General features: G+C 46.3%; 13 protein-coding genes and 2 pseudogenes. 14 read left to right on the forward strand and 1 reads right to left on the reverse strand.

All coding sequences use genetic code 11. The features are described 5' to 3' along the window. Positions 1 to 15 precede the first annotated feature (15 nt). The 14 genes and pseudogenes from M493_RS17170 (at position 16) to M493_RS17230 (ending at position 12,378) form a co-directional block, all read left to right on the forward strand. Positions 16 to 675 carry a GntR family transcriptional regulator gene (locus tag M493_RS17170; RefSeq protein WP_158413374.1) on the forward strand — a complete coding sequence of 220 codons (660 nt, stop codon included), beginning with the start codon at positions 16 to 18 and terminating at the stop codon, positions 673 to 675. A 29-nt stretch (positions 676 to 704) separates the two neighbouring features. Next, positions 705 to 1,538: an alpha/beta fold hydrolase gene (locus tag M493_RS17175; protein ID WP_020961659.1), complete on the forward strand. Its 834-nt coding sequence runs from the start codon at positions 705 to 707 to the stop codon at positions 1,536 to 1,538. A gap of 72 nt (positions 1,539 to 1,610) precedes the next feature. Next, on the forward strand, positions 1,611 to 2,951 hold the full coding sequence (locus tag M493_RS17180) for a Rieske 2Fe-2S domain-containing protein (RefSeq protein ID WP_020961660.1): 1,341 nt from the start codon (positions 1,611 to 1,613) through the stop codon (positions 2,949 to 2,951). Positions 2,952 to 2,989: 38 nt separating this feature from the next. After that, positions 2,990 to 3,502, forward strand: coding sequence for an aromatic-ring-hydroxylating dioxygenase subunit beta (locus M493_RS17185; RefSeq protein WP_020961661.1), 513 nt, complete (start codon positions 2,990 to 2,992; stop codon positions 3,500 to 3,502). Between the two features lie 31 nt (positions 3,503 to 3,533). Next, entirely contained in the window at positions 3,534 to 3,761 is a 228-nt protein-coding gene (locus tag M493_RS17190) for a hypothetical protein (RefSeq protein ID WP_020961662.1), read from the forward strand. Between the two features lie 57 nt (positions 3,762 to 3,818). Then, on the forward strand, positions 3,819 to 4,637 hold the full coding sequence (gene hcaB, locus M493_RS17195) for a 3-(cis-5,6-dihydroxycyclohexa-1,3-dien-1-yl)propanoate dehydrogenase (RefSeq protein ID WP_020961663.1): 819 nt from the start codon (positions 3,819 to 3,821) through the stop codon (positions 4,635 to 4,637). A 30-nt stretch (positions 4,638 to 4,667) separates the two neighbouring features. Then, entirely contained in the window at positions 4,668 to 5,615 is a 948-nt protein-coding gene (bphC, locus tag M493_RS17200; RefSeq protein ID WP_020961664.1) for a manganese-dependent 2,3-dihydroxybiphenyl 1,2-dioxygenase, read from the forward strand. 260 nt (positions 5,616 to 5,875) lie between these two features. Next, positions 5,876 to 6,661 (forward strand): 2-keto-4-pentenoate hydratase, encoded by a 786-nt coding sequence (locus M493_RS17205; RefSeq protein ID WP_041268054.1) that lies wholly within the window; start codon positions 5,876 to 5,878, stop codon positions 6,659 to 6,661. Positions 6,662 to 6,755: 94 nt separating this feature from the next. After that, a complete protein-coding gene (locus M493_RS17210; RefSeq protein WP_020961666.1) occupies positions 6,756 to 7,643 on the forward strand; it encodes an acetaldehyde dehydrogenase (acetylating) in 888 nt (295 codons plus the stop codon). A 39-nt stretch (positions 7,644 to 7,682) separates the two neighbouring features. Further along, a complete protein-coding gene (gene dmpG, locus M493_RS17215; protein WP_020961667.1) occupies positions 7,683 to 8,711 on the forward strand; it encodes a 4-hydroxy-2-oxovalerate aldolase in 1,029 nt (342 codons plus the stop codon). A gap of 136 nt (positions 8,712 to 8,847) precedes the next feature. Then, positions 8,848 to 8,991 carry a hypothetical protein gene (locus tag M493_RS18930; protein ID WP_235183479.1) on the forward strand — a complete coding sequence of 48 codons (144 nt, stop codon included), beginning with the start codon at positions 8,848 to 8,850 and terminating at the stop codon, positions 8,989 to 8,991. Between the two features lie 360 nt (positions 8,992 to 9,351). Next, positions 9,352 to 10,578 (forward strand): annotated as a pseudogene (locus M493_RS17225) (IS256 family transposase). A 502-nt stretch (positions 10,579 to 11,080) separates the two neighbouring features. Beyond that, a pseudogene (locus M493_RS17955) lies at positions 11,081 to 11,302 on the forward strand (transposase family protein); the annotation flags it as partial. 161 nt (positions 11,303 to 11,463) lie between these two features. Beyond that, a complete protein-coding gene (locus tag M493_RS17230) occupies positions 11,464 to 12,378 on the forward strand; it encodes a tyrosine-type recombinase/integrase (RefSeq protein ID WP_020961671.1) in 915 nt (304 codons plus the stop codon). Between the two features lie 90 nt (positions 12,379 to 12,468). Here M493_RS17230 and M493_RS17235 read toward each other — a convergent pair whose 3' ends face one another. Next, on the reverse strand, positions 12,469 to 13,830 hold the full coding sequence (locus tag M493_RS17235; RefSeq protein ID WP_020961672.1) for a hypothetical protein: 1,362 nt from the start codon (positions 13,828 to 13,830) through the stop codon (positions 12,469 to 12,471). Positions 13,831 to 13,860: the final 30 nt, after the last annotated feature.

Genomic DNA, 13,860 nt, shown 5'->3' on the forward strand with positions numbered 1-13,860 from the left:
ATGAGAAAAAAGAAGGTGATTAAAATCGCAAAATTGTCTCAAAGCAAAGTATCGATAGCCTACAAGATCATTAAAGAGAGGATCATGTCCGAAACATATAAGTTCGGGCAGGTTCTTTCCGCGACTTCACTCTCAGAAGAACTTGACATGAGTAGGACTCCTATCTTAGAAGCATTTAAAATGTTGGAAAGCGAAGGGATCGTGAGAGTGGTCCCCCAAGTCGGCGTCATTGTTCGCCCTTTAAACCCTGACCGGGTTTTCGGCATCTTTACCATCCGGGCAATTCTTGAAGGCTATGTGGCTGGTGAAGCAGCGAAAAAGAAGGTTCGTTTCGAGATTAAAGATCAAGCGATGAAATTGATTGAAGAAATGCAGCAATGTATAGAGAAGGGAGATGTTGACCGATATGCGGAATTGAATATGAAGTTTCATCAAATGATTATCGATACGCTAGACAACCATCATATAAAGGAAACGATTATGCAGTTATGGGACTTAAGCCATTACGTCAACGCGCGCAAGTTTGTTTTTGCAGAAAATATGCAACAGTCTTATCAGGAACACAAAGATTGCCTCGAAGCGATAATGGCAGGAGATTCAGAAAAAGCACGGCGCGTTATGGAAGAACATATCTATCGTTCGCGGGAGAAGATTCTTCGTTTGTTGCAAGATTGAAATACTCGATCATTGAGGGGGACGGGGAGATGCATGAACAAATCCAGGAAAAATATGTCGACGTTGATGGGATTAAAACCCATTACTGGGAGGTGGGGAACGGGGAACCGGTGATTTTTCTTCATGGAGGAGGTGCCGGTGCGGATGCCTGGGGAAATTGGCACCACATCATGCCGCATTTTGCAAACGAGGGGTTTCACGTCCTCGCGTTAGATATGGTTGGTTTCGGTTTTACCGACACTCCAGATCCTCAAGAGTTCGAATATTCCAACGATAGCAGAATCCAACATGTTATCGGCTTCATCCAGGCGTTAAATTTGCGACAGGTGAACTTGGTCGGGAATTCAATGGGGGGAGCGGCTACACTCGGTGTTGCCATGAAGCGGCCGGAGCTCGTAAAAAAAATGGTTCTCCTTGGCGCGGCAGGTCGCCTCAAACCACAGAATGGAAAAGAAAGCGATGCTTTGCAAGCTATCCTCAATTATGAATACAGCAAGGAGCAAATGTATCAGATCGCTCGTTCTTTAACGAACGAAAGCTATGTTGTGAGCGAGGAGCTAGTTAATTATCGGTTAAAACTTACCGAGAGGTCGGGGGTGATGAGGGCTTATCAAGCGATCATGAAATGGGTGAAAGAAAACGGGATGTATTATGAGGATGAATTATTCAGAAGAATAAAACATCAGACATTGATTATTCATGGCAAAAACGACAAAGTCGTTCCAGTGGCTGATTCGTGGGAAATGCTGAATTTACTTGAGAATGCCTCTTTGTACGTTGTGCCCAATTGCGGACATTGGGTAATGCTGGAATATCCAGAAGAATTTGTTACGATCACAGTCCATCATTTAAAACGTCCATGAAAAAACGCCCATGAATTAAACAGCAAATATCATCAATACCAAATTTTTCGGAAAGGAGTTTTTCGTATAGCGATGGGAGAAAGAAAATGGCGACAGGCTGAAAGTCTTTTGCAGTCGATGGGCACCCGGTTGCAGGAAGGGATGGTTCCAAGCAAAATTTTTAATGATCCAGAAATTTTTGAACTTGAAAAAGAAAGGGTTTTCACGAAAGCGTGGGTGTTTTTGGGACATGAATCCGAAATTCCAAACCCTGGTGACTATGTTGTACGGTATATCGTGGACGATAGTTTCATCGTGATACGAGACGAGGATAGCAACATTCAAGTCTTCTTCAATTCCTGTTCTCATCGCGGGATGCAGATATGCAACGTGGAGATGGGAAATACTTCGCACTTTCGCTGTCCGTACCACGGCTGGACTTTTAAAAACAATGGCAAACTGGTTGGGATTCCTTTCGGAAATGAGGTATACGGAAAAGATGGATTAAAAAAAGACCAATGGGGATTGCGGTGTGCGCCAAAGTTTGATTGCTATAACGGGTTGATTTTCGCATGTTTAGATGCCAATGCGGTATCACTAGATGAGTATTTAGGCGATTTCAAGTGGTATTTGGATATTTATCTGAAAAAGAGCGAAGCGGGAATGGAAGTGATAGGGGCTCCTCAGCGCTGGATCGTTGACGCGGATTGGAAATTAGGAGCCGATAACTTTATTGGCGACGGGTATCATACCGCAACAAGTCACCGCAGTACGGTGGATGTGGGTGTGCTTCCAGTTCCTGGAGCGAATTTTCATAAAAATGGCGTTCAAGTCTACGCGGATCCAGGAGGAGTCGGCCTTATAACGTTGCCTCCCCAAAGCTTTATGGGGTATCCGGAAAGCATCGTGGAATCGATGAAACGAAGTCTCAAGCCGGAGCAATTCCGGTTGCTTAGCGGAGAACATTTTCAAAACCAATATTCACTCTTTCAAACGCATGGCGGGGTTTTTCCGAATCTAAGTTTTCTCAATGCCCCTGGAAGCATAAAGCCTGGTGGTCCTCCCATTCCTTACTTGACCATCCGGATCTGGAACCCGATCGGTCCCGGAAAAATGGAGGTGTGGTCATGGTTCTTGGTCGAAAAGGATGCGCCAGAATGGTTCAAGGAAGCATCTTATCGGGCGTATGTTTTATCGTTTGGCAGTTCCGGGACATTGGAACAGGATGATACAGAAAATTGGCGCAGTATAACGAGAGTGGCAAAAGGTACCATGGCCAAAAATCATTTTTTGAACTATCAAATGGGGATGGCTACGGGGATGCAGCCGTTATCTGATTGGCCGGGCCCAGGCGTTGCTTATCCCATCGCTTACATTGAAGCGAATCAACGCGCGTTTTTTGCTAAATGGTTCCAATATATGTGCCAAGCCTGATTGTTGTTTTCCTAATTTTTTGACAGGAGGATGACGGTGTGAAACTGGAACTCAATAGCGATGTTTATGTGGAAGTGTGCCGCTTTCTGTTTCGCGAAGCTAGACTCTTAGATGCCAGAGCTTTTCGTGAATGGCTGGGATTGCTGACGGATGATATCGTATACAGGGTACCGTTACGAGTGACGAGAGAAAAGGGACAGGGTTCGGGGTTCTTGAACAATATGGCGCATATGGATGAGGATCGTCAGACGTTAGAGATGCGGATTCATCGCCTTGAAACCGAGTATGCTTGGGCTGAAGATCCTCCTTCACGGACGCGACATTTTGTGTCAAACATCGAAATTGCTCCAGGGACGAATGAAAATGAACTCGAAGTGAATTCCAATCTGCTGGTATATCGAAGTCGTGGGGATTCACCGGCCTTCGATATTCTTTCAGCTGAACGGCAAGATGTGTTGCGGCTGGTAGACGAGGAATGGAAATTGGCAAGACGTACCATTCTCCTAGATCAGACGACGCTATCAACTCATAATCTATCCATATTTCTCTAGGAAATCGCAAGCGCAAAGGAGGGAAAATAATTTGGGATCTCATGGCAAAGTGAATGAAATAACGTTATCGAATGAATTTGCCACCGTTTCGATCCGTAAGGTGAACACTCGTAATGGGGCCCGGCTGGAGATTCGTTCTCCCAAATTAGGGTATCATATTTTGCTGGATCCCATAGAATTGGAAAGCCTAACATGGCAGAAAAAGGAAGTTATTTCCCGTTTTCTCGAAACTCCTTTCGGCCCGAAAATCATGCGCTAAGAAGATGATACTACGTAGAATCGACAAAATGAATCCGATAAGTGAGGGGGAACTTTGATGGGCTGGTTAGATGGAAAAGTTGCATTGGTGATAGGTGGAGGCTCAGGAATTGGCAGGGGCGTGGTTGAGGCTTTTCTTCGGGAAGGGGCATCCGTTGGTGTCCTGGAGATCAATCCTCAGAAAGTCTCAAAGCTGGAGGAACACGGGACGGCCGTAAAAGCGATTCAAGGAGATGCCACCATGTTGAAAGATAACGAACGAGCAGTCCGATTTACCGTGGAGACGTTTGGCAGATTGGATATCTTGGTCTCGTGCGTAGGGGTATGGGATTACTTCGCGGACCTGCCGAATATACCTGCAGAAAAAATCAGCGACGCTTTTGATGAATTGTTTGCCGTCAATGTGAAAAGCAATCTTCTGAGCGCGAAAGCGGCTTTGCCTGAATTGTTAAAAACGGAGGGAAACATCGTATTGACCGTTTCAAATTCCGGTTTTTATCCCGCCGGAGGAGGACCTTTATACGTTTCCTCGAAGTTTGCCGTACGCGGGTTGATTATGGAATTGGCCTATGAGCTGGCGCCTAAAATTCGCGTCAATGGAGTTGCCCCTGGGGGGACTATTACCGATTTGTCAGGGCTTAAAAGCTTGGAACAGCAGAATATGTCATTATCTCAGATTCCAAATCTTCCGGACATCATGCGAACTACGAATCCGCTACAAGTCTTGGGAACACCGGAAGACCACGCATGGGCTTATGTATACCTGGCGTCCAAAGAACGGACTCGTACTGTAACGGGCACCATCATCCATACGGACGGAGGAATCGGAGTAAGGGGAATCGGCAAGGTAGCAGGATTGTTGCCGGACGAAAAATGAAAATAAACCAGTTCATGGAGGAGGAAAAACATGACAGCTGAAATTGCGAAATTTGGCCATATCGCTTTGATAACTCCTAATCTTGAAAAATCTGTATGGTTTTTTAGAGATATCGTTGGATTGGAAGAAGTAGATCGTCAGGGAGACACGATTTTCTTACGTGCTTGGGGAGATTGGGAACATCACACGCTCAGTCTTACGCCGGGGAACCGGGCACGGGTAGACCATATCGCCTGGAGGACCAAGCGCCCCGAAGATGTGGAAACGTTTGCTGAACAGCTAAAGGCAAAAGGAACCGAAGTTCAATGGATTGAACCAGGTGAGGAAAAGGGACAAGGGAAAGCGATAAGATTTCGTTTGCCAAACGGGTATCCCTTTGAGATTTATTATGACGTGGAAAAACCGAAGGCCCCCGAGGGGAAAAAGTCTCGACTCAAAAACAATGTGTATCGCCCCTCCTACGGGATTGCTCCTCGCCGCATTGACCATGTGAATGTATGGACAACGAATCCGTCGGAGATTCATCAATGGTTAAAAGACAACATGGGATTTAAGATGAGGGAGTATATTCGCTTAAACAACGGATTTGTGGCGGGGGGATGGATGAGCGTCACTCCGCTCGTGCATGATATCGGGGTAATGGTTGATCCTAAAGGACAGCCCAACAGACTGCACCATTTCGCATACTATCTGGATAATGTAACCGATATTTTGCGTGCTGCGGATATTTTGCGGGAACACGACATCACGATTGAGATGGGCGGTCCGGGGCGTCATGGCATTAGTCAGGCATTCTTCCTGTACGTGAAAGACCCCGGAAGCGGGCACAGGCTAGAGTTATTTAGCGGAGGGTACCTCATTTTTGATCCCGATTGGGAGCCGATTGAATGGCAAGAACATGAACTTCAAGAAGGACTGATTTGGTACGGTCCTGAAATGAAACCCGGCGGTCCCATGGATGATACTACTGAATGCTAAACACTAAACATCAATCGTAATCATTCGGTACACAATGGGCACACATTCGGAACCGTATTGCGTTTCTAGTATTTAAAGAGCTTGATATGAGGAAAAGGCGGGTTTTCATGCCATTGCTTAGATGTTACTGGTGTATATGTGTTTGCAAAAAAGGAACGCCACGATTAACGAGTGCCTTTTTCTGAAATGTGTATGTATCAAATGTAAAGTGCAGTAAGGTGCAGCAAACGTTTTGTCAGGGGGAAAGTCCATTGAGCGAAATAGATTGGGAACAAATTCAACGCCTGGCGGATCATTTACGCCAGGCGGAACGGCAAAGGCAAGGAGTTGCTCCGTTAACGGAGCTCGTTCCCACCTTGACCGTGGAAGAAGCGTACCGCGTGCAGTTGCTAAATATCCAACGCAAAGTGGATGCGGGTAAACGCATCGTGGGAAAGAAGATCGGTTTGACTTCCTTGGCGATGCAAAAATTGCTTGGCGTCGATCAGCCGGACTACGGCCATCTGCTCGATGAGATGGTCGTGGAAAACGGCGGCGCTGTCCCGTTTCAACGGGTATTGCAACCGAAGGTGGAAGCCGAGATCGCGTTTGTTTTGAAACGCGACTTGCAAGGGCCGAACGTGACGGTTACGGACGTGTTGCAGGCGACGGATTATGTATTGCCCGCTTTGGAAATCGTGGATAGCAGGATCAAAAACTGGAAGATCAAGTTGACCGATACGATCGCGGACAATGCTTCTTCCGGGCTCTACGTATTGGGGGGGAGGCCGGTAAAAGTCGAAGAGGTAGATCTTCCTCTAGTCGGGATGGTTCTTTATCGTAATGGCGAGATCATGAACACGGGGGTGGGCGCCGCGGCCCTCGGGAACCCGGCCGCTTGCGTGGCCTGGTTGGCGAACAAACTTTGGGAATTCGATATTACGTTGCGAGCGGGGGAAGTCATCCTTTCCGGCGCTCTTTCCGCGGCGGTCGACGCGAAGCCGGGCGACTACTTCAGGGCGCGATTTGAGCACCTGGGGGAAGTCAGCGTCCGTTTCACGGAATGACCTCGGAAATGATAATTCTATAATAAATTCGGAAAAAAATATAATGAATCACAAAATATAATAAGAAGAAAGCTATGGGAGGGAAGGAAAACGTATGGGGAAAATCAAAGCGGGGATCATCGGATCCGGCAACATCGGGACAGATTTGTTAATGAAATTGTTGCGTTCCGACGTGTTGGAACCGACGGTGATGATCGGCATCGATCCGCAATCGGATGGGTTGCGGCGCGCGAAGGACTACGGTTTGGTGACCTACGACAATGGGATCGAAGGCTTTTTGCAGAAACCGGATGATGCGGATATCCTGTTTGATGCGACTTCGGCGAAAGCGCACTTCCGTCATGCGAAGCTATTGAAGGAAGCGGGAAAACAAGTGCTCGACTTGACGCCGGCGGCGGTCGGCCCGTTCGTCGTTCCGCCCGTTAATTTGGGGGAACATATGGGAGAACCGAATATCAATCTCATCACGTGCGGGGGGCAAGCGACGATTCCGATCGTCCATGCCGTCAATCGCGTCTGCCCCGTGCAATATGCAGAAATCGTCGCCACGATTTCCAGCCAAAGCGCGGGGCCGGGAACGCGGGCAAACATCGATGAGTTTACGCAGACGACGGCGCGCGGCTTGGAGCTAATCGGCGGCGCGAAAAGGGGCAAGGCGATCATCATCTTGAATCCTGCTGAACCGCCGATCATCATGCGGGATACGGTTTATTGCTTGGTTGAAGAAGGAAAGGTTGATGAAGACGCGATCACACGGTCGGTCGTCGACATGGTGCAAACGGTGCAATCGTATGTGCCTGGCTATCGCTTGCGCACGGAACCGATTTTTGACGGCAATAAAGTGACGGTCTTTTTGGAAGTGGAAGGTGCGGGCGATTATTTGCCCAAGTATTCCGGAAACTTGGATATCATGACGGCGGCGGCCGTAAAAGTGGCGGAAGAATGGGCCAAGAACAAATTGGCGAAAGAGGTTGTCTCGTAAAGGGTCGGCGCAATTATGATGAAGAAAGGGGACGGTGACATGGCTACGAAAAGGGACGTTTATATCACGGAAGTGGCGCTGCGTGACGGCAGCCACGCGATCGCGCACCAGTATACGGTCGAACAAGTGCGGGCGGTCGCGCAAGCGTTGGATGAAGCGGGCGTACCGTACATCGAAGTTTCCCACGGAGACGGGTTGGCAGGATCATCGTTGCAATACGGGCTTTCGCGCACGAACGAGATGGAATTGATCGAGGCGGCCGTTTCCGTTTGCCGTCAGGCGAAAGTGGCTGTGTTGCTTTTGCCGGGGATCGGCACCATAGAGGAATTGAAGGAAGCGGCAAACATCGGCGCGAAAATGGCTCGTATCGCCACCCATATTACGGAAGCGGATATTTCCGCGCAACATATTTCATTGGCAAAAGAGTTAGGTTTGGAAACGGTCGGCTTTTTGATGATGGCACATATGGCTCCCGTGGAAAAGCTGGTGGAGCAGGCGAAATTGATGGAGAGCTACGGAGCGGATACGGTCTATGTCGTCGATTCGGCCGGGGCGCTTTTGCCGCATGAAGTACGGGAACGCATTCGGGCGCTGCGCGAAAATCTGCAAATTAACGTCGGTTTTCACGGACACAACAACTTGTCATTAGCGATGGCGAACACGTTGGTGGCGATTGAAGAAGGAGCGACGCGGATCGATGGAAGCGTCCGCTGCCTGGGCGCCGGCGCGGGGAACACGCAAACAGAAGTATTGGTCGCGGTGTTGGATCGCCTCGGCATCCAAACGGGCATTGACGTTTACAAGATGATGGATCTGGCGGAAGAAATCGTCGCCCCGATATTGCAAGCGCCGCAAGAAATTACAAAGGACAGCTTGGTATTAGGGTATGCCGGTGTGTATTCCAGCTTTCTCTTGCACGCCAAACGGGCGGCACAAAAATTTGGCTTAGATGCGCGGGACATCCTCGTCGAGCTCGGCAAACGGAAAGTCGTCGGCGGGCAAGAGGATATGATCGTAGACGTCGCAGCAGAGATCGCCAAGAAAAGGGAGAAAGCAGCCGCGCACTAACGTGTTCATTGAAGCACGCATAACGGCGAAGCTTGCATTATGGCGCCAGGAAGCAGTGCACAAAGAAAAGAGGCGGCCGTTTGGCCAGCTTGAGAGAAAACACCATGCCAAAGGGGGAGGCCTGTCAAGGGACGTTATGCAAAATCAACGGTTGCAAGAAATCGCGGAGTACTTGCACAACGCGGAGCGGGAAAAACGGAATATGCGGCGGATCACGGCGGAAATGTATCCCTCGCTCACCGTGGAAGAGGCGTATCAAGTTCAAGAAGCGATCGTTTAGGCAACCTTCTTCCAATGTGCCGCCGGATGTAATCGCTGAAAGAGTTAGTTTACTTGGGCGTTCGACATGACGTTGGTAGAAATGCCAGCTCGGATTGCTTGTCTGCTTGGCAAACTCTACGTACATCATTCTCCTTCAATTCCTTCAATCGTTTTGGGCCTATTCCCAGGTTTGGTTTCATCTATCCATTTGAGAATAAAAAACATAGGGATTGTTCAACGTATTAAGCTAACGAGAAGAGTTGAGTCCGTATAATTGTGTAAAAACAGAATCTCTCTGAAAAATAAGAGAGCCATTTTCAAATCCCCTCGGTTAGAATGTAGTTGTCCAGAAAACATTCCAAGGAGAGGGGATTTTGAAATGGCTCAATACCAGATTACCGTAGATTCGCAACTTTTGCATCAACTTTTTCTCAGTAACTCACAGGATACGGGAGTAGCAAAACTGCTGGAATCCGTATTGAACCAGGTGTTGCAAGCTCAAGCCACGGAACAGTTGGGAGCAGAGCCCTACGAACGGACAAAAGAGCGCCAAGGGTATCGAAACGGTACATATCCGCACCAATTGACCACTCGTGTCGGCACCATTACCCTTCGTGTCCCCCGGATTCGCGGCGGAAAGTTCTCGACGGAGTTGTTTGCCCGTTACCAACGCAGCGAACAGGCTCTGGTGCTGGCCTTGATGGAGATGGTGGTCAACGGGGTGTCGACCCGTAAGGTGGCCCAGATCACGGAAGAGTTATGCGGTACGGAGTTTTCGAAATCCACGGTGTCGGAATTGTGCAAGCGGCTGGATCCTTTGGTGACGGCATGGAACAACCGTCCGCTTGATGACCACCCGTTCCCCTTTGTCATCGTCGATGCGCTGGTACTCAAAGTGCGGGAAGAAAGTCGAGTGCGGTCCCGAGGCGCTCTCATCGGGATCGGTGTGAACACCGACGGGTACCGCGAAGTATTGGGCCTCATGCTTGGCGACAGCGAATCGGAAGCCAGCTGAAGCGAATTTTTTGGCTGGTTGAAAAGCCGCGGACTGCAAGGCGTCGATCTTATCGTGTCGGATGACCACGGAGGGTTAATTCGAGCCATCCGCAGGTACTTCCAAGGCGTCACCTGCCAGCGGTGCCAGACGCACTTCATGCGCAACATTCTGGATGCCACGCCGAAAGAACTGCAAGATGAGGTGCATAGCTGGGTTCGAGCCATTTTGGATGCACCGGATCTGGATACAGCACGGCTTCTCTTAAATCAAGTGCTGGAGGCATACGAAACGAAAGCACCGAAAGCCATGGCGATCCTGGAAGCTGGTTTTGAAGACGCGACGGCGGTCTTGCTTTTGCCGGAAAAGTATCGCAAGCGACTCCGTACCACCAATGCTCTGGAGCGCCTGAATGAGGAAATCCGCCGCCGTGAACGGGTAATTCGGATCTTTCCGAATCGTGAATCGGCCATGCGTCTGATCGGTGCATTGCTCATGGAAATCGACGAAAAGTGGGCAAGCGGCAGAAAGTATTTGGATATGGCCGAATTTCTGGAGTGGCGCGAATCACAGGCTGCCCACATGAGTCCGAAAGTCACACGCATTGGCTGACGGATGCCTATTGCAGCCTGTCAAGGCCGCGAAGCGTTCCATTTAGCCTTGACAGGCAATTGCTCAACACACTTTTGAACTGCCCAGCAATCCTTTGCTGGGCCTGCCACACGGCGAGTGACGGGGTGCAGGGGGCGTGCTCCCTGCGTCTCCCCCTTCGGGGGACGGAAGGGGGGTATTCTAACCGAGGGTGAATTTACACACAAATATGGACTTGATCCCTTTATTTGCACCGAGAAAGAGGCCAAAATATCCGGTTAAACCAAAATATTTTGGGTGCCAAAAATTAGGCACCTTATTTGTTTTTTCCTTCCAAAGAAAGTTAATTTGTGCTGGAGTCTGTGTCCGTTATGTCAGTCTTTTGTCTATAACATCATAAAAAACGAATCATAAATTATGGTTCATCACCAAATTTTGTGATTTAGTGACAAAAAAGAGAAAGCACTGACGAGATCCTGGCAATAATGTTAGCGGTGAAATCAACATTAAGGAGGTCTCGTAAGTGCTTTCGATACCACTAGGATTGCCAGAATTGAAAGTGATTAAACAAGAACTTCTTTCCTATGGTTATGCGATTCATGTAGAGAAAACAGAGACACAGGAACGCTGCCCTCATTGTGGGTTTGCCACTTCCTCTGTCCACGACAGACGGACAAGAAAAGTACGGGATTTGGCGATTTTCCATCAACCGGTGTACTTGTTCGTAAAGGTAAAGCGCTATCGGTAACAATCTAGACAGTTCTAAACTAATCGTATAATATACATTATATGACTAACAATTGATTCTTTTTTATGATATACTCGTCATATAATGTTATTTTTTTAATCGATTTTTTGCTCTTCGAACCCTTTTAAACTCGTCGTATAAGTGAAAGGATGGAAAAGATGCTGCACGAATATGAAACGTATTTGCAAGAGAAGGGATTTTCTCCTAACACCGTGATCTCCTATCTCAATGACGTGAATCAGTTTTTGAAAGACTTGCATCTTCGTCCAGGCGATTACGTCACATCGGCTGACATACGTAAATGGATTCAGCAAATGTTGAACCCGTCCGAGGGAAAACCGTTGGCCATCTCTACGATCAACCGCCGGCTCAATTCGCTGCGAAGCTTTTATGCGTGGGCGGTCGAACATCATAAGCTCGAACAGAACCCAATGAAAGATATCCAGGATTTAAAATCGGCCGATGAAGAGAACGAAAAGATTATGTGGCTTACGGAAGAAGAATTTGAGGACTTATTGCATCGGATGCGGAAAAAACCGGTGCAAAGCCGGGGAGTCGATCCTGAAGAAAAATATCGCCGTGATCGGGCTGTTGTATATCTGCTTACCTATGCAGGATTGCGGGTCGAAGAGCTATCGAATCTCAAATTAACGGACTTAGATTTAGAGATGAAACGAATCCGAATCGTGGGAAAAGGGATGAAGGTAAGAACAGTGCCGATCTCGAATATCTTGTTGGCAGAACTTGAGGATTGGTTGAAGTTTCGCGCGGAAATGGCAAAAAAGAAACCGCATGTGGCCGCATCGCCATACGTCTTTTACAGCCAGCGCTCACCGAAGTTTTCGGTCCGAGGCATTCAGCGAATGATTGAAAGCTACAGCCTGCCAAACAAAAAGCTAACCCCTCATATGTTCCGGCATACGTTTTGTAAATGGATGTTAAAAGCGACGAACAACGATATTGAGAAAGTGCGGAGACTTGCGGGTCACAGTAATATCGCCACGACGTCCCGATACTTAAAAGACAGCTATAGTGATTTGGCGGATGCTGTGGAGGCGTTGCCGAAGTTTTAAAATAAGGGATTGTTATTTATGTTAATCATTAATCTTATCAAACAAAAAAGTCGAAGTCATAGATACTTCGACTTTTAGTATTATTGGTGATTATTTTTTTACGAAATATTTCTCCTCAACTATATTATTAGTATCTGGAAGTAATTTAACTTTAATTGTTTCCCCTTCTTCCATGTTTGCATACTTTCTTTTTAATTTTTCCAAATCATCTATTTTTACGTTATCATATGTCGCTTCCATCTTTTCAAGTGGAATAGTAGCACCGAATAGCTCAACTCTTGCTTCTTCACCCGAATAAATTACTTTTAGTATTGATCCTTTATTACCTTTTTGTTCATAAATATCAATAATATTTTTTAGAGTTTCTTTTTCTGTAATGGTCCATGTAAGATTCTTGAATCTGCTTTTGATAGTAGTATTTTCTTTTATACTATCTAATACGCGAATACTATCCCAATCTTCCTTTGTTATGTTGTCAGGCAATGTAAATCGAACACTAAAAAATTGTTCTAATTCATAAAGATGCTGTAAAAAAGAATATTGTTTACGCAAATCATCATAATTACCTTTATTATCAATATGGAAATTTGAAGAAACTATAAAATCTTTATTAGACTTTAAATCTTTGAATGCCAAAGTTACTTGTCGCCCCTCTGTATATATATAAAATTTTAAAAAATCTCGGTTAGCTTCAACGTCATTGATATACTCATCTCTTATCTTAAAATTAATCGTAGCTTTATGTACACTCACTAATCCATTCTCATTCTCATTCTTATTATTGATTAAGGGTAAAGTTATACTCACTAGAAGCTTGGAATTTTCTTGCCTACTGTTATCTAACGTAATCATATTGTTATCTCGATCAATCCCACTGATACTCATTTCTAGATAATCAATAATAGAAAATTCCGGTTCTTTTTTAATATAGAACTTTAATTTCATTGGTTCAGGTAATGGCTTAGGTTTAATTACCCACTTCCCTTCTTTGATAAACTCGTCTAGATTTGGAGTAGGAACCGGTTCATCACCTATCCAAGCATTTAATGTGACCATATCAATTTCAATTTCTTCTTGTTTAAGAAAAGCATCCTCAATAAGTTCATGAATATCCTTAAAACCTTTCATTCGCTCTTTTGAAATTTTAATTTTTCCTCTATAGGTAAGGGGATATTTCTTTTTTGCTTCTTCAGTAAGTGGTTCATGCTCAGCAACTACGCGTCCGCCAATATTTTCAAATTTATATCTGTAGTGTGGGTAAAATGGATGCATTTTGCCTGCTTCTTCATGTAATTCTTCCAGTATCTGTGCAGCACCATTATAGTCCCCTTTTTCAGCTAATCTTTTAAATTCATCAAATTTGGAGTAATAGTAAATAGTAATATGAGAATTCTGGATGGCTATATTACGATTGCCCTTTTGATTTATGGTTTCTATCCTTTTATTTATCATTGCGTTCACCTTTCTCGTAATTAATAATGG

The sequence above is a fragment of the Geobacillus genomosp. 3 genome (assembly GCF_000445995.2).
Lineage (GTDB): Bacteria > Bacillota > Bacilli > Bacillales > Anoxybacillaceae > Geobacillus.

Excerpts from the sequence above, each read along its gene's own strand:
- M493_RS17175 (WP_020961659.1), top strand. The coding sequence starts at position 705 with ATGCATGAACAAATCCAGGAAAAATATGTCGACGTTGATGGGATTAAA.
- M493_RS17180 (WP_020961660.1), top strand. The coding sequence starts at position 1,611 with ATGGGAGAAAGAAAATGGCGACAGGCTGAAAGTCTTTTGCAGTCGATG.
- hcaB (WP_020961663.1), top strand. The coding sequence starts at position 3,819 with ATGGGCTGGTTAGATGGAAAAGTTGCATTGGTGATAGGTGGAGGCTCA.
- bphC (WP_020961664.1), top strand. The coding sequence starts at position 4,668 with ATGACAGCTGAAATTGCGAAATTTGGCCATATCGCTTTGATAACTCCT.
- M493_RS17210 (WP_020961666.1), top strand. The coding sequence starts at position 6,756 with ATGGGGAAAATCAAAGCGGGGATCATCGGATCCGGCAACATCGGGACA.
- dmpG (WP_020961667.1), top strand. The coding sequence starts at position 7,683 with ATGGCTACGAAAAGGGACGTTTATATCACGGAAGTGGCGCTGCGTGAC.
- M493_RS18930 (WP_235183479.1), top strand. The coding sequence starts at position 8,848 with ATGCAAAATCAACGGTTGCAAGAAATCGCGGAGTACTTGCACAACGCG.
- M493_RS17230 (WP_020961671.1), top strand. The coding sequence starts at position 11,464 with ATGCTGCACGAATATGAAACGTATTTGCAAGAGAAGGGATTTTCTCCT.
- M493_RS17235 (WP_020961672.1), bottom strand. The coding sequence starts at position 13,830 with ATGATAAATAAAAGGATAGAAACCATAAATCAAAAGGGCAATCGTAAT.